Below are 17,908 nucleotides of genomic sequence, written 5' to 3'. Positions count from 1 at the left end.
TGTTAACGTTGTTGTTGCATAGCGGTAGGCACGTAGATTTCCACTGGCACCGACATCAGATTCAAACCAAGGCTGGTTTTTTCAAGATTATGGATACGCTTATCCACAAAGGCCATGGTGTTGCGACGGAACAAGAAAGTATATGGCTGATCCTCAACCAACATCTTCTCAGCTTGATGCCAGTATTGCATACGCTTCTGTTCATCCACCTCGGCGCGGGCTTTATCAATCACCGCATCTAATGCTGGATTTTCATAATTGATAAAGTTATCGCCTCCTTCTACTGTCTGACTTGAATGAAACATCTGATAAATGTCGATCTCAACTCCGGAAGTCCAGGCAAGCGTAATGGCATCAAAATTCTTGTTCTGAATATTTTCGACCATGATCGACCATTCGGTTGGTTTCGGTTCCAGCACTATCCCTGCGCGCGCATAAATGTCACGCAAAAAGAGCACCATGCGCCGCGTGTCATCACTGTCCTGAAAAAACGTCAGTTCAAATTCGAATGGCTCTCCATCCGCTGACTCCAGCACCCCGTCACCATCCCGATCGGCATATCCAGCTTCTGATAACAGCGTTTTAGCTCGTTCTACATCATGGGGGATACGTACATTTTGCGGATCATGCTGACCGGAGCCCTCCATAAAGGGGCTGATAGCAGGTTGGCCATAGCCCAGAAAAATTTCACCGAGAATACGATCCACATCCGTCAGCAATGACATTGCCATTCGCACCCGTTTATCGGCAAATCGCGTCGCTTCACCTTGACGTGCTTGATTCCAGGCAATAAAGCTGTAACCCGCCGTTGGACTCAGGTATTCAAAATCCTGACTGCGCTCAGTGATAGCCGCGTCCTTAAGCAAGGTTTCATATTCACGTGGCAACGCACTGTAAACATCAATATCGCCATTACGAAACGTCGTTAACCGCGCACTGTCATTTTCGATGATCCGCCAGATAATCCGATCAAACGACGCATCGACTGGCGCCCAATATCGTGGATTTCTGACTAATTCGACCACACCTTGATCAGGCGTCCACGTTGTCGGATCTGCCAACCGATATGGCCCGGACCCCATCAAAATTCCCCGGCTTTCATTAAACTTTTGGGGTGCGTCAAGATAAGGGCCATAGAAATGGGCTGGCAAAATATCAATACTGCCGGCAAGTTGCAGGCTGTTGAAATAGGGTTCACTGAACACAAATTCGACGGTGAGTTCATCAATCGCAGTCACACTGGCAATACGTGATAAATAGGCGCGAGATCTGGGCGCCGCGATCTGTTCATTCATGATGAAGTCGTAGGTAAACACGACATCTTCAGCGGTCAGGGGCTCACCATCAGAAAAGGTGATGCCAGAACGCAATTTGAAAGTGATGATCAAACCATCATCAGAAATCTGCCAGTTCTTGGCCAGCAGGCCACTCCACTCAAGCGTATCTGGATCTCGGGTAAGCAAAGATTCCAGTACAAAACTTTGCACATCAGCCGAATAGGCATCCGCAGAAACCAGTGGTGTTAAGGTTTTTAGTCCGGTTGCAAATGCCAATCGTAACCAGTCACCCTGAGCGTAATCAGGTTGTTGCATCGCCGCATAAGCACGCGAAAATGCTTTGTCAGGGCCACTTTCTGCATTGATATTTTCAGCTTGTCCGACGGCAAACTGACCACTGCGTAATGTTTGTTCTAATTGCCGTAATACCTGCCGACTGTTACGAATATCGGTCGCTTGTTCGGTCATGATGCGCTGCATGGCATCCATTCGCGTCCATTGCCTGTCTACCTGAACCATCAATAAAATGAGTAATACCACTAAAAAACTGACCGCAGACCAAAAAGCGAATCGGCTGATGCCGGTTTGTCGGTTTTGCATGTTTTCTTCTTCCTGCAATGAAAATACAGCGTCTTAAGTCCGGACTCATAGACCGTTAGTGACGCGTTCAGGTTCACGTAAAGTTATTGTCAATTGAATCCTTGTTCGTACGATCGTACCGAACAGGGTGTTTAAGTCAGGGACTTGCTCCCACAAAAACGTTATCTGAGAACGATGCTAATTCCGGTTTATTGTAATGCTACCGGTGCTGGTGCTGGTGCCGCGATATTAGTAAAGATCCGGACAATTTCACCGTTTTTGAATAACACATGAGTTCCGGGCTGATCTACTGGGTAAATAAGCCACTTGTGATAAGTATCTGAACTACCATCACGGCGACTTCGAATATGTTCGCTGATATAGGCCGGCTTCCAATTTGGCGTGCAGCCCGCCATCACTTCATCAAGTGTCATCCCCACCAGAATTTTATTGTCACCACAAGCCACATCGGGTACATCACGACTGCCGCCAGCCTGGGTGACTGTGCTGGTCAGGATCAGGCTAATTCCAAGCATCAGTAATCGTCCCATCCCAGTTCTCCCTTTACAAAACCGTTAATATGCGTTGTGCTGTCTGCTATCGTCAACAGGCAACCGTGACGATCCCGCAAAATTTTACGTTACAGGCAATTTTCAGAGGTGCTGTATGTCAGCCAAATCACGCCGGCCGATTTATCTGTCTTATAGTGGTCCGCAATTATTGGCAACGTCACTGCTCAATAAAGGAACCGCATTCAGCGCAACTGAGCGTCGTGATTTTAACCTCGATGGTCTGCTACCCGCCCGCTTTGAAACCCTCGAAGAACAAGCCCATCGTGCCTATCTGCAATACCAAAGCTTTGCCGAACCAATCAACCGCCATATTTATCTGCGTATGGTGCAAGACACTAATGAAACGCTGTTTTACTATCTATTGAATAAACATCTTGCCGAAATGATGCCCATTATCTACACGCCAACAGTGGGTGATGCCTGCGAGCGATTTTCGGAAATTTATCGTCGAGCGCGGGGGTTATTTATCAGTTATCCGGACAGGGATAATCTGGATGCTATTTTGCATAATGCTACCAAGCGTCATGTCAAAGTCATTGTCGTCACCGATGGCAGTAGAATACTGGGCTTAGGTGATCAAGGCGCCGGCGGCATGGGCATTCCCATTGGCAAATTATCACTTTATACCGTCTGTGGTGGCATCAGCCCGGCTTATACGCTGCCAATTTTGCTTGATGTCGGCACCGACAACCCTGAATTACTCCATGATCCGCATTACATCGGATGGCAACATCCCCGTATCAGTGATCAACAATATGACGCGTTTGTCGAAAAATTTATCTGTGCCCTGCAAACACGCTGGCCCGATGCACTGCTTCAATTCGAAGATTTTCAGCAAAGCAAGGCACTGCCACTGTTGCAACGCTATCAAAACCGACTTTGTTGCTTTAATGATGATATTCAAGGCACAGCCGCCGTAACCGTGGGTACGCTGCTATCAGCCTGCCGAATCCAAAACCAGCCTTTGTCAAATCAACGCATCGTCTTTGCTGGTGCTGGTTCAGCCGGGTGCGGTATCGCCGCACAAATTATTCGCCAAATGCAGCAGGAAGGTTTGTCAGAAGCCGATGCCAAAAAACGTATTCTGCTCATAGATCGGCAAGGCTTACTGAGTCAGGCCATGTCCAACTTGCCTGATTTTCAGTTACAACTGGCGGCATCAACGGATGAACTCGATCAACTTGGTTTGGCATCCGGGGCTGACTTGCTCACCGTGATTCAAAAAGCGCAGCCTACTGTCTTGATTGGCGTATCAGGTCAACGCGGCTTATTCTCTAGGACCATTATCGAAACAATGCAAGACAATTGCCCACAGCCCATTATTTTCCCTTTGAGCAATCCTTCCAAACAAATTGAAGCAACGCCAGAGGAAATTATGCAGTGGACACAGGGTAAAGCCCTGATCGCAACCGGCAGCCCTTTTGCACCAGTACAAATCGCACAGCAGAATTACCATATCGCCCAATGCAATAACAGTTATATTTTCCCGGGAATTGGTCTGGCAGTCATCATTGCCGGGATAAAACAGATAACCGATAACTTGATGATGACAGCCAGCAATGTACTCGCAACCGCCGCCGCGAATCAAACCATCGATCAGGGTTTATTACCGCCAATCACGGCGTGCCAGCAAATCAGCCGTGATATTGCTCTGGCCGTTGCCCAGCAAGCAATCAAGGACAATCTGGCACCGCCACAAACGCTTGCCATGCTCGAGGCCGCATTAGAAAAACATTTCTGGCAACCTGCTTATCGTTCATACCGACGCACTAGTGACTGATCGTCACCATGCAAACTTATTTCTGACGCATTTCAGCACCGACGCAGGTAACATTTGCTATTATCTTGCCGTCATCTAGACCTGCTTAACAGCAGAAACATTTTTTAATTGAAGAGAATGCTATGCCAGAAATCAAGATTGTAAAAAACCTCAGCGAAGCACAGCTACAAGAAATGGGTGTGCCAGGCTGGGATATTTGGGATTGCCCCGTTACTGAATTTCGCCTCGATTTTGACGAAACCGAAAAGGCTTACATTCTGGAAGGTGAAATTGTAGTCACTCCGGATGGTGGTAGTCCGGTAACGATTGTCCCTGGTGACTATGTTGAATTCCCAACCGGTCTGAAAAGTATGTGGAAAGTGACCAAAACACTGAAAAAACATTACCACTACGACTAAACCCAACAAAGGCATCTCAGGATGCCTTTTTTATTTCAGTCAATTTACTCAAAGTGTTTATCTGGTCTTATTGCCTTTTCTGGCTCGGCATCGCATGATAAGTCTTTGCATCATTCACATAGGGAGCCGCCCGTGACTGAATCAAGCGCGTTATTATCTATCAGCAAAAAAGAGCGCAAAGCCTTAATCAAATTGTCTGAGACCGCCACACCGGATGCGCCTCGAGCCAAAGCAATATTGGTGCTTGCAGATGGAGTGACACAGTCAGCTGCAGCAGATGCAACGGGCCTGACTATATCGCAAGTGCGTTATTGGCAAGGCCGGTTTCGAACACGCCAACTGAATTGCTTTAGCCACCTCAATGAAAACGTCGCGGAAAAATCCAAAAAAAATAAGAAGAAGGTAAAAAAGTCCGAAAAGACGACAAACAAAAAAACAGATAAAAAAGACAAAAAGAAAAAATCTAAAAAATCGTCAAAAAAGAAGAAATAATTTTATTGAACCGTCGCTAGCGCGCCACGTTAAATATTCTTTGACTTTCGTGGCAAAGCGCTATAGGCTTAATTCACCTGCAAGTTCAGCTATATTTTTGACTGCACGTTCGATGTTTTCTTTTTAGCGTTACTCCTAAACGGTTATCGTCCTGTCTTCAAAAACCCCGCGTCACTTTCAGCGTTATCGCCTGCAAAGGCATTTTATTAAAGATTTAAACAGGACACGATTTATGTCAGCTACTGGTACCGTTAAATGGTTTAACGAAGCAAAAGGTTTTGGATTTATTGAGCAAGAAAATGGTCCAGACGTTTTCGCACATTTTCGCCAAATCCAAGGCGAAGGCTTTAAAACACTGAGCGAAGGTCAACGCGTTTCATTCACTGTGACGCAAGGTGCTAAAGGCCCTCAAGCAGAAAATATCGTTGCGCTGTAATTTTTACTGCAACGGATACAAAAAAGCCCCGACTTTCGGGGCTTTTTTTTGCATGAAAGTATCAGCTTACGCGGTTGCCAGCTCAATTGCTTCCGAGGCTAAGCGGGTAATTTCTTCCCAGTTTTCTGCATCAACCAGACTGGCCGTACACATCCAGGATCCGCCTACACAAGCGACATTTTTCAGACGGTAGTAATCCTTAACATTTTTCTGACTAACACCACCTGTTGGACAAAAGGTAATCTGAGGAATTGGCGCACCAATTGATTTCAACATCGGTACCCCACCTGCGGCTTCAGCAGGGAAAAATTTCATTGCTGTTATGCCTTTTTCCAGCAAACGCATTGCTTCACTCGGGTTAGCCACACCGGGCAACAATGGCACACCTGTTTTCAATGCCGCGTCAATGAGTGTCTCTGTCGTTCCCGGGCTGACAATAAATTCTGCACCGGCATCAATAGCCGCATTCAGCGTTTCAATATTGATAATCGTACCGGCACCGACGATTGCATCAGGTACTTCCGCTTTAATTTGGCGAATCGACTCCAGTGCTGCGTCTGTTCGTAAGGTGATTTCCAACACTTTTAAGCCACCTTTTACCAAGGCTTTAGCAAGTGGTACCGCATGTTTGACATCATTGATGACCATCACCGGGACAATCGGTGAGACCTTCATAATGTCATGAATCGTTCTGCTCATGATTACCTTCCTGAATTATTCGACATTAAACATATTGATCGCGCCCTCTTCTGCTGAGGAGACGCCGGCACGGAAGCTGTCAAACAGCTCACGACCACAACCATAATGGTGTTCTGTGTTTGCCATCATGCATGACATACGGGCATTGAATTCATTGTCATCAACCAACACATTCATAATGCCTTTTTCGGTATCGAGATGAATCATATCGCCATCTTTCAGACGGGTAAGCGGACCACCTTCCGCTGACTCAGGGCACATTTGAATGGCAGAAGGCACTTTACCGGATGCGCCTGACATCCGGCCATCAGTAACCAGCGCAACTTTAAATCCACGATCCTGTAATACCCCGAGTGGCGAACTTAATTTGTGCAGTTCTGGCATACCATTTGATTTAGGACCCTGGAAGCGCAGCACAACAATCACATCTTTTTCCAGCTCGCCCCGCTTAAAGGCCGCAACGGCATCATCTTGATCATCGAAAACCATGGCTGGCGCCTCGACAACGCGATGTTTTGGTTCTACCGCAGAGATTTTTGAAACACCACGACCCAAGTTACCTTTGATAACGTGGACACCACCAGTTTTGGCAAACGGATTCGCGACACTCCCAATCACTTCCAAGTCGAGAGATTTTTCCGGCGCATCCTGCCAAACTAACTTGCCATCAATAAGCTTCGGCTCTCTGGTATAGTTTTTCAGCCCTTTCTGGTCAGCAACGGTGATAATGTCTTCGTGCAATAAGCCCGCTGAGATCAACTCACCAATCAGCACGCCCATACCCCCAGCAGCCTGAAAATGGTTTACATCGGCACTACCGTTTGGATAAACCTTACTCATCTGCGGAATAATTTGAGATAAACGGTCAAAATCATCCCAATTAATCAAAATACCTGCCGCACGAGCGACCGCTACGATATGCATCGTGTGATTAGTCGACCCGCCGGTCGCTAACAGACCAACAATGGCATTCAAAATCGCCTTTTCATCGATCATATGCCCAATCGGACGATAATCATTACCAAACTCGGTAAATTTGAGAATTTGTCTGGTCGCTTCTTTGGTCAACTCATCACGCAATGGCGTATTTGGATTAATGAAGGTGCCGCCAGGCAAGTGCAAGCCCATGATCTCGACCATCATTTGATTACTGTTTGCAGTACCGTAAAATGTGCATGTACCAGGGCTGTGATAAGATTCTGACTCGGCTTTTAATAACTCATCACGACCCACCTTGCCTTCCGCATAGAGCTGACGAATGCGCACTTTTTCTTTATTTGGCAGGCCACTTGGCATCGGCCCTGCTGGCACAAAAATAGTTGGCAAATGGCCAAAACTCAGCGCCCCAATCAGCAAACCAGGAACAATTTTGTCACAGACGCCAAGCATCATCGCCGCGTCAAACATGTTATGGCTAAGGCCAACCGCGGTTGACATGGCAATCACATCTCGGCTGAACAAGGACAAATCCATGCCTGGCTGACCTTGAGTGACGCCATCACACATAGCCGGTACACCACCGGCTACTTGAGCCACACCACCTGCTTCGCGTGCGGCTTCCTTGATAAGCTGAGGAAAATCTTTATACGGCTCATGCGCTGAAAGCATGTCGTTGTAAGACGTAATAATACCAATATTGGCCTTGGCACCAGCAGCCAGATCGTCTTTCTCCGAGGCTGGGCATGCGGCAAAACCATGAGCCAAGTTACCACACCCCAAAGTCAGACGATGCGGGCCTTTATTTGCCGCTTCGTTAACTCTGGCCAAGTATGCTGAACGGTGTTTTTTACTGCGCTCAATCACTTCATTGGTGAGCGAATCTAATACCGGGTGAACCATATTACTCTCTCTCGTAACTCTTTAGTGTTATCGAAGTGGCGGATTCTGAGGCCACTTACTCGTACAATGCAGCAGCGTTAATCCATTAGAACTGTCATGACAGAGGCGTAATTATAGCTGCTGACAAAGAATTTGGCACGATCAAAGCAATCATCGCAGTCATAAACAGCAAATTTCAAGCCCACTGAAAGTCGATTTTCTCATCAGGTACCAACCAGCCATCATCGCACTCTGCCAGCCTGCAGCCACGAACCAGTTCAGGTATCATAAGCGACTTTTTGACGCCCTGAAAAAGCGTCTGATTAAAGAGACTTTAGAATGCATGATAACGTTTATCGGCGCGAAATACGCTCATTTGTACGACGCGAAGGACGCCTGACACCCGGACAACAAAAAGCATTGGATGCGCATTGGGCAACATGGGGTATCGATGAAGTTGGTCAGCAACTGGATTTACCCGGCTTGTTTGGTCGTGATAACCCCAAAGTACTGGAAATTGGTTTTGGCAATGGTGCCTCCCTGGCTCAAATGGCGGCGGCACAACCTGACTTTGACTTTATCGGTGTCGAAGTGCACCGTCCCGGCGTTGGCCAACTATTAAAGTCGATTCATGAGCTTGATCTCAGCAATGTTCGTGTTGCTTGTATGGATGCGGTTGTTTTGTTACGTGAACGCATTGCGGATGCCGCATTGCAACGTGTTCAACTCTATTTTCCGGATCCATGGCATAAAAAACGTCACCACAAACGACGTATTATCCAACCCGATTTTATTCGACTTATTTCCAGCAAATTATCTCCTGAGGGACAGATCCATCTGGCAACAGATTGGCAAGATTATGCTGAACAAATGTTGCAGGATTTAGGAGCATCCCCGAATTTTAAAAACCTTGGTAACGACGATGGTTTTATTCCACGCCCGGACTATCGCCCCATCACAAAGTTCGAACAACGTGGTCATCGGCTAGGGCATGGCGTCTGGGATTTATTATTCGAAAAATGCAATTAAAGCTTGCACTGACAGATCGCTTGGATTAGGTTAGGCGAATACCTTACCTTTTTTCGAGATTTGCGCGCCATGTCATTGTCTAAATTAAGTTTATTTTTATTGTTTTCTCTGGGGGCAAGTCAAGCCAGTGCCGCCGGTTATGCGCTGATAGAACAGAGTGTGACTGGCCTTGGTCGTGCCTTTTCTGGCAGCGCGGCAGTTGCCGATGATGCGAGCACTATTTTTTTCAACCCTGCTGGCATGGCAGCGCTTGAACAACGTGAGATGGCACTGGGTTTGAATTACATTGCGCCAACCGTTGATTTTGATAATGCCGATTCAAGTCTCCCCGACGGCAGCGCATTGACTGGGGCTGATGGGGGGGATCCGGGTGAAAATGCCATTTTGCCAAATCTGTATTATGTCCACCCTCTGGGCAATGGATGGACAGCAGGCATAGGCATCACCTCACCTTTTGGTTTAGTGACCGATTATCACGACAACTGGATTGGTCGCTATCATGCTCGAAAATCAGATTTAAAAACGGTCAACATTAATCCTTCCATTGCCTTTCAGGCCACTGAAAAATTAGCTTTAGGAGCTGGTATCAGTTTGCAATACGCCGATATTGAGCTATCTCAGGCTGTTGATTTTGGCGCGGCTATTGGGCAATCTCAGATGCTGGATGGTCAGGCCAAAGTCTTGGGTGATGATTGGGCTTGGGGATTCAACCTTGGCCTGACTTATCAGTTCACACCAAAAACCCGACTTGGCTTGAGTTATCGCTCCAAGATAAAGCATGATTTAGAAGGAGACGGAAAATTTCGAATTCCATCCGGTGCTGAACCTATTGCTGCTGCCGGTGGCGCAGAAAACGGTAAAATATCTGGCAGTGTGACGTTACCTGAAATTGTGTCATTGGCATTGCATCATCAGTTTAATTCAAACTGGGCGATCATGGCCGATGCCACCTGGACGCGTTGGAGCCGGTTTGATGCCTTGATTATTGACTCCCCTGTTGTGGCCTTGAACAGTGAAAAAACGCAAGATTGGGATGACACCATGCGCTACGGTATCGGAATAGAGTATACGCCTGGTAACCAATGGCAATGGCGCGCCGGCATTGCTTATGACGAAACGCCGGTTCCTGACAGCACATTACGCACCCCCAGAATTCCAGATCAAAATCGTAAATGGCTAGCGTTTGGTGCGACCTATTCTTACAATGAAAATATCAAGATCGACGCTGCCTACGCGCATTTATTTGTGTCAGACAGCCACATTGATGATGTGAACGATAATGGCTACCGACTAAATGGGACTTATCAGACCCATATTGACCTGTTTGCGGTACAAATGCGGTGGATACTCAATTAAACCCAACACAGGTAGATGTGATTGCCCCTGACGTTGCGGGCAGTTTACCTGGTCTTTTCTTTGAACGTTTGGCGCGTTGTCCCGATAACACAGCGTACCAGTATTTTGATGCAGCGAGTCAGCGTTGGCACAGTCTCACCTGGCAACAAACAGCTGAGCAGATTAGTCGATGGCAGCGCGCACTCGCTTCGGCAGGACTAACTCCGGGTGAGCGCGTCGCATTAAATCTGCGTAATTGCCCAGAGTGGGTTTACTTCGACATTGCAGCGATGAGTCTGGGGCTAGTCACTGTGCCGCTTTATCCTGAAGATCGGCCGGACAATATGGCCTATATTTTGGAGCAAACGGACAGCAAAATCCTGTTACTTCAATCAAAACGACAATGGCAACAGCTAAAGTCTGCTTTGACAGAACAACATGCCATTGAAAAAGTGGTCATTCTAAATTTGGAAAAAGATGAAGAAGGCGATATTGCTGTTTTGGATAGCGACAGATGGTTAGACCGTTATCCACACCAAACGCTGATTAGAAAAGATTTGGATGGCTATAAATTAGCTTCCATTATCTATACTTCGGGCACCACGGGACGGCCTAAAGGCGTCATGCTCAGTCATCAAAACATGCTCTCAGTAGCCTATGGTGCGCTGCAGTTTTTTGATGTTTTTCATGATGATGTGTTTCTCTCCTTCCTCCCCTTATCACATACCTTGGAACGCACGGGTGGTTATTATCTACCCATGATGGCTGGTGCCAGCGTTACCTACTCGCGGGGAGTAGCAAAATTGCCGGACGATTTACGGCAAGTAAAACCGACTATCCTGATAGCTGTACCACGGCTTTTCGAACGTTTTTCTGCACAACTAAACCAGCAATTAGCGACAAAGTCCTGGTTTCAAAAATGTTTATTCAAACTAGTGATTCACGCCGGATGGCGACGATTTTTATGGCAACAAAAGCAAGCTAACTGGCATGTGATTCAAATACTTTGGCCGATATTAGGAAATAAAATTGCGGACAAATTCCTGCAACGTCTCGGTGGGCGTCTACGATTAGCCGTCAGTGGAGGCGCTGCTTTGCCCGGCTATGCGGCAAAACTGTTTATCGGACTCCAGTTACGACTGATACAAGGCTACGGACTGACTGAAACCAGCCCGATTATCAGCGTTAATCCGCCTGAAAAAAACCGTCCGCAAAGTGTTGGCCCGCCGATCCCAGGTGTCACCACCAAAATCGACCCAGAAAATCAGGAACTACTCGTTGATGGTCCAGGAAAAATGCTGGGCTATTGGAATAATCATAAAGCCACTGCCCAAACGATTGATGTCGATGGCTGGCTGCATACTGGGGATCAGGCAAAGTGTGACGAACAGGGTTATATCCACATTACTGGTCGCATCAAGGATATTCTAGTGTTAAGCAATGGCGAGAAATTTCCGCCGTCAGACATCGAAAATGCCTTGTTACAGGATCCCCTGTTTGAGCAAGCGATCGTCGTTGGTGAGGGTCAATCCTATCTGGCAGCCTTATTGGTATTAGATGGTGAGGCCTGGCAGGCACTGGCACAATCATTAGGACTTGATCCAATGCGATCTGACAGCTTGCAGGATAAAACCCTACAACAGACTGTATTGAAGCGGTGTCGGAATTTGTTGCGAGACTTTCCCGCTTATGTCCGTATCCGCAGAATAGCGTTGACATTACACCCATGGACCATTGAAAACGGTTTACTTACGCCCACAATGAAAGTACGTCGCGAAGCGATTATCAAACGCTACCAAGCGGATATCGATGCGTTATTTGCCGCTGATTCAGCTTGAGACAGGAAGTAGCTCAGGGATTTCCCGCATCACGGCTTCGACCGTATGAAACGAACCAAAAATCAGCACTCTATCACTCGCCTCGGCTTGTGCCATCGCAATATGATAGGCCTGCTGCACGCTCTCAAAAACATCATAGCTGGCGTTGGGTATCACCGATAGCAAGCTGGCGGCCAACGTGGCACCAGATTGACCACGCTCGCCTATCAAGCCACCCACGAACCAACGGTCAATTTGATTTTCGAGAGCAGCAAAAACCGAGCTGGCATCTTTGTCACGCAACATCGCAACCACGGCGAATGTGTTTCCCGCACAAGGCGTTTCACGCAAAACCTGACAAAGGTTTTCGGCGCCTTGCTGATTATGCGTCACATCAAAAATACGTTGAACTGGTCCGGGAATAATCTGAAATCGGCCTTGCAATGAGACCTGTTGCAAACCAGTACGAATAGCCGCCTCATTCAGCGCCGGCAGGTGATGTTGTAATAAATGGATAACGGCCAACACAGCAGCGCTGTTTTTTAATTGATATTGGCCATGTAATGCCGGTAATGGCAAGTTGCGCATTGTTGTCTCATCACCCTGCCAATGCCACTGATTGCCTTCAACTTGATAGGTAAAATTTAATCCGGCCTGGGTGACGGGTGCCTGTAAACGCTGTGCGATATTTAAAACCGATTCAGGAGGATGCGCTTCACTGCAGACAACAGGACGCCCAGAACGCATAATACCGGCTTTTTCAGCGCCAATTTTTTCTCTTGTATCGCCCAACCAATGCATGTGATCCAGAGCGACAGGCGTTATCAATGCGACATCGGCATCAAATAAATTGACGGCGTCGAGTCGGCCTCCCATGCCAACTTCCAGAATGGCAACATCCACTTTTTGTTGACAAAAAATCCACATCGCCGCCAACGTGGCAAACTCAAAATAAGTCAGCGATATGTCCCCTCTCGCGTCATCAATGGCTGCAAAGGCATGACAAATGGTCGTATCGCTGGCCGGTTCTCCATCGATAACAATACGTTCGTTGTAAGATAATAAATGAGGGGAAGTATAACTCGCTGTTTTGTAGCCTGCCGCACGACAAATAGAGGACAGCAACGCAACCGACGAGCCTTTGCCATTGGTGCCAGCCACCGTCACAATCTTGAAATTTAGTGCAGATTCACCATGCAACTGTTTCCAGACAGTCCGAATTCTAAGCAGGCCCGGGTCAATTTCTTTAAAATGAAGTGTTTCCTGCCACGCCAACCAGGCTGACAAGTTATCAAACCGCATATCGGAAATCAGATCAGGCGACAGCGCGTTGCTGCATCATGCTCAACAGATTGTGTAATCTGTCTCGCATTTGGCGTCGATCAATGATCATATCAATCGCGCCGTGACTGAGCAGGAACTCGCTTCTCTGGAAGCCTTCCGGCAGTTTTTCACGCACAGTTTGTTCAATCACGCGAGGGCCGGCAAAACCGATCAGCGCTTTTGGCTCGGCAACATTCACATCACCCAACATAGCCAAACTAGCCGAAACACCGCCCATGGTTGGATCGGTCATTACCGAGATGAATGGAATTTTAGCTTCTGCCAATTGCGCCAAAATGGCACTTTGTTTTTGCCTATTTGCATCAACGAAAACAACCCTTCTTGCATTCGCGCGCCACCGCTGGCAGAAAAACAGACTAATGGGATTTTCTTGGTTAAAGCCATTTTCGCTGCACGGACAAACTTCTCGCCAACGACCGAGCCCATAGAACCGCCCATGAAAGAAAAGTCGAAAGCCACGACAACAACTGGCAGCCCTTTCAATGTTCCTTGCATCGCCAGTAAAGCATCATTTTCGCCCGTGGACTTTTGCGCTTGTGCAATTCGATCTTTGTAACGCTTACTATCCTTAAAACGTAAGGTATCAACGGGCATGACTTTGTCTGCCAGTTCATAACGATTTTCTTCATCAAGGAAATGCCCCAGACGTTGTCTGGCATTGATTCGCTCATGATGAGTACATTTGGGACAGACCATTTGATTACGTTCTAATTCTGCCCGGTAAAGAACGTTGCTACATTCAGGACACTTGCACCAAACTCCCTCAGGTACAGATCGGCTGCGTGCTGTCGTGCGAATTTTCGATGGAATTAAGCGTTCAAACCAACTCATTTTTTATTCCTCAAGTTTCAGGCGCTAGCCAAATCACGGGCATTAATCGCATGCCGCATTTCAGCAAGCATGGCTGCTACAGCGGCAGGAAGTTCCTGCGGCCGATTGGCATGCTCCTCAATACAACGCACCAGCGTACTGCCAACAACCACTGCATCGGCTACTTCGGAAACTGCCGCGGCAGATTTACCATCACGGATGCCAAAACCTACGCCCAATGGTAATGCGGTCACATTGCGTAACACACTTAATTTCGCCGATACCTCATCAACATTCAAAGCCGCTGTGCCGGTGACGCCTTTAATAGAAACATAGTAAATGAAACCACGCGCATGCTGAGCGATTAATTTCATACGTTGTTCCGATGTTGTAGGTGCCACGAGAAAGATGGTGTCAATCTCATGTTTTTCTAATTGCTCACGAAAAAGGTCTGATTCTTCTGGCGGCATATCGACAGTTAATACCCCGTCCACCCCGACCACACTGGCTTTTTCAGCAAAAGCTTCATAGCCATAGGCTTCGATCGGATTGGCATATCCCATCAAGACAATCGGAGTTGTTTGGTTTTTATCCCGAAACTGTTTCACCATCTCCAACACATGATTCAAAGACACATCGTTTTGCAAGGCGCGTTCACACGCTTTTTGAATGACAGGCCCGTCAGAGCTTGGGTCAGAAAACGGTACACCTAGTTCAATAATATCCGCCCCGGCATCGACGAGTGCATGTAGCAGTGGCACTGTTACCCAAGGTTCCGGGTCGCCTGCTGTCACATAGGGAATGAGCGCCGTCTGGCCGTTGGCTTTTAAATCTTTAAAACATTGATTAATTCGACTCATTCACTACCTCAAAAGCTTAGACCGGCCATCGCCGCGACGGTATGCATGTCTTTATCACCTCGACCTGAAACATTAATCAGAATACTTTGGTCAGGGCGCATTGTTGGTGCCAGTTTACTGGCATAGGCAAGCGCGTGGCTGGTTTCCAAAGCCGGGATTATGCCTTCTGAACGCGTCAACTCGTGAAACGCTGTCAAGGCCTCTTCATCGGTTACAGAGACGTAATTTGCTCGACCAATATCTTTCAACCAAGCGTGCTCTGGTCCAACACCTGGATAATCCAAGCCGGCTGAAATCGAATGCGTTTCAATAATTTCACCTGCCGAATCTTGCATTAGGTACGTCCGGTTACCATGCAAAATACCTGGTGTTCCGGCACATAATGGCGCAGCATGTTTACCGGTTTCAATACCCTGTCCAGCCCCCTCAACACCATACATGGCGACCGCATCGTCTTCAATGAATGGATGGAATAGACCGATGGCGTTTGAACCACCGCCGATACAAGCAACTAATGCATCTGGCAATTTTCCTGTGCGCGTTAACATTTGTTCTCGGGCTTCACGCCCAATCACCGACTGAAAGTCTCTTACCATGGCCGGGTAAGGATGGGGGCCGGCTACCGTGCCAATGATGTAAAAAGTCGTATCAACATTGGTCACCCAATCACGCAATGCTTCATTCAGGGCGTCTTTTAATGTTTTAGAACCGGAAGTGACCGGAACAACCGTAGCCCCCAGCAACTTCATTCGATACACATTTTGTGCCTGACGCTCAACGTCTTCCGCGCCCATGTAGACAACACATTCAAGCCCTAACCTTGCTGCCACTGTGGCGCTAGCAACACCATGTTGCCCGGCGCCAGTTTCTGCAATAATCCGGGTTTTGCCCATACGTTTAGCCAGTAATGCCTGACCAATCGTATTATTCACTTTATGTGCCCCAGTGTGATTCAGATCTTCTCGTTTCAAAAAGATTTGAGCGCCACCCAATTTTTGGGTCCAGTTCTCTGCCAGATAGATAGGTGATGGACGGCCAACATAGTCTGCCAGGTCTCGATCCATTTCTGCTAAAAAATCCGGATCAAGACGATACTGCTGATACGATGCATCAAGCTCTGCAATCGCGCCCATCAACGTTTCACCGACAAACCGACCACCATAAGGGCCAAAATGACCATTGCTATCCGGATAGTGACGATAATAATCTTTACTTAAATTTTCAGCCATTAGCGACCTCTTGCATGAATGCGCTTATTTTAGCGTGACTTTTAATTCCCTTGGCAGTTTCTACACCACCACTGACATCGACCGCATAGGGATTAACATCGTTAATCGCATTGCGAACATTATCTGGTGTTAGCCCCCCAGCCAGAATGACCGGCTTATCAATGGGAGAAATCCTTGACCAATCAAAAGTTTTACCAGTTCCACCTGGTACACCGACTTGATAACTATCTAACAATAAACCTGCAGCATGCTGATAAGTCACAGCTTGCGTTATCAACGAAACATTTTCCTGCATGCGAATCGCCTTTAAATAAGGCAATCCGTAAGAGGAACAATCATTGGGCGATTCATCGCCATGGAACTGCAACATACTGACCGGGACATTATCCAGAACTTCGTTAATTAATGCCGGTGATGCATCAACAAACAAGCCAATGATGGAAACGAATGGTGGTAAATCGCGGGTCAACTCGGCCGCTTGCGCCACCGTTACAGCTCTGGGACTGGGTTCATAAAAAACCAGCCCCAGTGCATCAACGCCCATTTCTATTGCAAATTCAGCATCTTGGCGGCGCGTTATGCCACAAATTTTGACCCGGGTTCGCATGCTTTGTTATTGATTCAAACTAAACAGGTATCTACTTTACCAGAGCACCGGGAAAGCGGACACTGTCGGTAAAGAATATTCGGGGGGATAGCATACTTCTGTCAGGAATAATCCTTCTGGCGGCGCGGTAACACCGGCGGCATCCCGATTACGACTCGCCAGCACCGTGTTGACCCATTCTGGTGGATATTTGCCTTCCCCCACCGCCATTAAGACACCCATGATATTTCTGACCATGTGGTGTAAAAATGACCGCGCTTCAACGTCAACGGCAATACAATCACCTCGCCGGATAATTTGGATTTGGTCGAGAGTCTTGATGGGGCTTTTCGCCTGACATTCTTTTGCCCTCAAAGCCGAAAAATCATGCTGCCCCAGCATTAACGAAGCGGCTTGTTGCATACGGGCAATATCAAGCGGTTTATAAAACCACCACATTCGCTGATGATGAAGTGCGCTTCGGCAAAGTCGATTTAACACGAGATAACGATAACGTCGTTTTGTCGCAGAGAAGCGGGCGTGAAATTGTGTATCAACTGCCTTGACCCAGTTAACAGCGATGTCATCGGGTAAATTGGTATTAATACCCAGCAGCCAGTTCCGGTCTGCGCGGCGCGCCTGCGTATCAAAATGGACGACCTGATTCAATGCATGCACACCCGCGTCTGTTCGCCCAGCCGCTGATACTGTGATATCGGCATCCGCAACGACAGAAACAGCTTGTTGCAGGCTTTGTTGCACAGTCCGTTGTCCCGGCTGGGCTTGCCACCCATTGAATCGCGACCCGTCGTACTCTACTCCCAAGGCAATTCTCACCAGCCGTTCG

General features: G+C 47.5%; 16 protein-coding genes and 1 pseudogene. 7 read left to right on the top strand and 10 right to left on the bottom strand.

The window, feature by feature from the left end:
• Positions 1-2 precede the first annotated feature (2 nt).
• Together Q7C_RS12170 and Q7C_RS12165 are read right to left on the bottom strand one after the other, a co-directional pair.
• Entirely contained in the window at positions 3-1,877 is a 1,875-nt protein-coding gene (locus Q7C_RS12170; protein WP_014705081.1) for a peptide-binding protein, read from the bottom strand.
• 188 nt (positions 1,878-2,065) lie between these two features.
• Positions 2,066-2,407, bottom strand: coding sequence for a hypothetical protein (locus tag Q7C_RS12165; protein WP_014705080.1), 342 nt, complete (start codon positions 2,405-2,407; stop codon positions 2,066-2,068).
• Positions 2,408-2,522: 115 nt separating this feature from the next.
• Between Q7C_RS12165 and Q7C_RS12160 the strand changes: the two genes are divergently transcribed.
• The 4 genes from Q7C_RS12160 to Q7C_RS12145 all read left to right on the top strand — a co-directional run bounded on the left by Q7C_RS12160 (position 2,523) and on the right by Q7C_RS12145 (position 5,534).
• Positions 2,523-4,208 (top strand): NAD-dependent malic enzyme, encoded by a 1,686-nt coding sequence (locus Q7C_RS12160; RefSeq protein WP_014705079.1) that lies wholly within the window; start codon positions 2,523-2,525, stop codon positions 4,206-4,208.
• Positions 4,209-4,330: 122 nt separating this feature from the next.
• On the top strand, positions 4,331-4,606 hold the full coding sequence (locus Q7C_RS12155; protein WP_014705078.1) for a cupin domain-containing protein: 276 nt from the start codon (positions 4,331-4,333) through the stop codon (positions 4,604-4,606).
• 21 nt (positions 4,607-4,627) lie between these two features.
• Complete coding sequence (locus tag Q7C_RS12150) at positions 4,628-5,098, top strand: helix-turn-helix domain-containing protein (RefSeq protein ID WP_050954409.1); 471 nt, start codon at positions 4,628-4,630, stop codon at positions 5,096-5,098.
• A gap of 232 nt (positions 5,099-5,330) precedes the next feature.
• Positions 5,331-5,534, top strand: coding sequence for a cold-shock protein (locus tag Q7C_RS12145; protein ID WP_014705075.1), 204 nt, complete (start codon positions 5,331-5,333; stop codon positions 5,532-5,534).
• A 66-nt stretch (positions 5,535-5,600) separates the two neighbouring features.
• Here the strand turns inward: Q7C_RS12145 and Q7C_RS12140 are convergent, their stop codons facing one another.
• Both Q7C_RS12140 and edd read right to left on the bottom strand, forming a co-directional pair.
• On the bottom strand, positions 5,601-6,233 hold the full coding sequence (locus tag Q7C_RS12140) for a bifunctional 4-hydroxy-2-oxoglutarate aldolase/2-dehydro-3-deoxy-phosphogluconate aldolase (RefSeq protein ID WP_014705074.1): 633 nt from the start codon (positions 6,231-6,233) through the stop codon (positions 5,601-5,603).
• Positions 6,234-6,248: 15 nt separating this feature from the next.
• Entirely contained in the window at positions 6,249-8,072 is a 1,824-nt protein-coding gene (edd, locus tag Q7C_RS12135) for a phosphogluconate dehydratase (protein WP_014705073.1), read from the bottom strand.
• Positions 8,073-8,390: 318 nt separating this feature from the next.
• Between edd and trmB the strand changes: the two genes are divergently transcribed.
• From trmB to Q7C_RS12120, 3 genes are all read left to right on the top strand, one after another.
• On the top strand, positions 8,391-9,080 hold the full coding sequence (gene trmB / locus Q7C_RS12130; RefSeq protein ID WP_014705072.1) for a tRNA (guanosine(46)-N7)-methyltransferase TrmB: 690 nt from the start codon (positions 8,391-8,393) through the stop codon (positions 9,078-9,080).
• Between the two features lie 69 nt (positions 9,081-9,149).
• Positions 9,150-10,436 carry an OmpP1/FadL family transporter gene (locus Q7C_RS12125; protein WP_014705071.1) on the top strand — a complete coding sequence of 429 codons (1,287 nt, stop codon included), beginning with the start codon at positions 9,150-9,152 and terminating at the stop codon, positions 10,434-10,436.
• Positions 10,421-12,253 carry an AMP-dependent synthetase/ligase gene (locus tag Q7C_RS12120; protein ID WP_014705070.1) on the top strand — a complete coding sequence of 611 codons (1,833 nt, stop codon included), beginning with the start codon at positions 10,421-10,423 and terminating at the stop codon, positions 12,251-12,253. The genes Q7C_RS12125 and Q7C_RS12120 overlap by 16 nt, the downstream gene beginning before the upstream one ends.
• Here Q7C_RS12120 and folC read toward each other — a convergent pair.
• From folC to truA, 6 genes and pseudogenes are all read right to left on the bottom strand, one after another.
• Complete coding sequence (gene folC, locus Q7C_RS12115; protein ID WP_014705069.1) at positions 12,245-13,534, bottom strand: bifunctional tetrahydrofolate synthase/dihydrofolate synthase; 1,290 nt, start codon at positions 13,532-13,534, stop codon at positions 12,245-12,247. The two genes, Q7C_RS12120 and folC, sit on opposite strands and share 9 nt — an antisense overlap.
• A 13-nt stretch (positions 13,535-13,547) precedes the next feature.
• Positions 13,548-14,407 (bottom strand): annotated as a pseudogene (gene accD, locus Q7C_RS12110) (acetyl-CoA carboxylase, carboxyltransferase subunit beta).
• Between the two features lie 17 nt (positions 14,408-14,424).
• On the bottom strand, positions 14,425-15,246 hold the full coding sequence (trpA, locus tag Q7C_RS12105) for a tryptophan synthase subunit alpha (protein ID WP_014705066.1): 822 nt from the start codon (positions 15,244-15,246) through the stop codon (positions 14,425-14,427).
• Positions 15,247-15,254: 8 nt separating this feature from the next.
• Positions 15,255-16,475, bottom strand: coding sequence for a tryptophan synthase subunit beta (gene trpB, locus Q7C_RS12100; RefSeq protein ID WP_014705065.1), 1,221 nt, complete (start codon positions 16,473-16,475; stop codon positions 15,255-15,257).
• A complete protein-coding gene (locus Q7C_RS12095; RefSeq protein ID WP_014705064.1) occupies positions 16,468-17,082 on the bottom strand; it encodes a phosphoribosylanthranilate isomerase in 615 nt (204 codons plus the stop codon). Before Q7C_RS12095 ends, trpB begins: the two co-directional genes overlap by 8 nt.
• Before the next feature lie 36 nt (positions 17,083-17,118).
• On the bottom strand, positions 17,119-17,898 hold the full coding sequence (truA, locus tag Q7C_RS12090) for a tRNA pseudouridine(38-40) synthase TruA (RefSeq protein ID WP_041367189.1): 780 nt from the start codon (positions 17,896-17,898) through the stop codon (positions 17,119-17,121).
• Positions 17,899-17,908 lie beyond the last annotated feature (10 nt).

The organism is Methylophaga frappieri, from assembly GCF_000260965.1.
Taxonomy (GTDB): domain Bacteria; phylum Pseudomonadota; class Gammaproteobacteria; order Nitrosococcales; family Methylophagaceae; genus Methylophaga; species Methylophaga frappieri.
Note: the sequence above shows the minus strand (reverse complement) of the source record. Positions and strands in the feature narration are given on the sequence as shown.

Bases quoted from the DNA above. Each gene is read 5' to 3' on its own strand.
- Q7C_RS12170 (WP_014705081.1), bottom strand. From the start codon at position 1,877: ATGCAAAACCGACAAACCGGCATCAGCCGATTCGCTTTTTGGTCTGCG.
- Q7C_RS12165 (WP_014705080.1), bottom strand. From the start codon at position 2,407: ATGGGACGATTACTGATGCTTGGAATTAGCCTGATCCTGACCAGCACA.
- Q7C_RS12160 (WP_014705079.1), top strand. From the start codon at position 2,523: ATGTCAGCCAAATCACGCCGGCCGATTTATCTGTCTTATAGTGGTCCG.
- Q7C_RS12155 (WP_014705078.1), top strand. From the start codon at position 4,331: ATGCCAGAAATCAAGATTGTAAAAAACCTCAGCGAAGCACAGCTACAA.
- Q7C_RS12150 (WP_050954409.1), top strand. From the start codon at position 4,628: ATGCCTTTTTTATTTCAGTCAATTTACTCAAAGTGTTTATCTGGTCTT.
- Q7C_RS12145 (WP_014705075.1), top strand. From the start codon at position 5,331: ATGTCAGCTACTGGTACCGTTAAATGGTTTAACGAAGCAAAAGGTTTT.
- Q7C_RS12140 (WP_014705074.1), bottom strand. From the start codon at position 6,233: ATGAGCAGAACGATTCATGACATTATGAAGGTCTCACCGATTGTCCCG.
- edd (WP_014705073.1), bottom strand. From the start codon at position 8,072: ATGGTTCACCCGGTATTAGATTCGCTCACCAATGAAGTGATTGAGCGC.
- trmB (WP_014705072.1), top strand. From the start codon at position 8,391: ATGCATGATAACGTTTATCGGCGCGAAATACGCTCATTTGTACGACGC.
- Q7C_RS12125 (WP_014705071.1), top strand. From the start codon at position 9,150: ATGTCATTGTCTAAATTAAGTTTATTTTTATTGTTTTCTCTGGGGGCA.
- folC (WP_014705069.1), bottom strand. From the start codon at position 13,534: ATGCGGTTTGATAACTTGTCAGCCTGGTTGGCGTGGCAGGAAACACTT.
- trpA (WP_014705066.1), bottom strand. From the start codon at position 15,246: ATGAGTCGAATTAATCAATGTTTTAAAGATTTAAAAGCCAACGGCCAG.
- trpB (WP_014705065.1), bottom strand. From the start codon at position 16,475: ATGGCTGAAAATTTAAGTAAAGATTATTATCGTCACTATCCGGATAGC.
- Q7C_RS12095 (WP_014705064.1), bottom strand. From the start codon at position 17,082: ATGCGAACCCGGGTCAAAATTTGTGGCATAACGCGCCGCCAAGATGCT.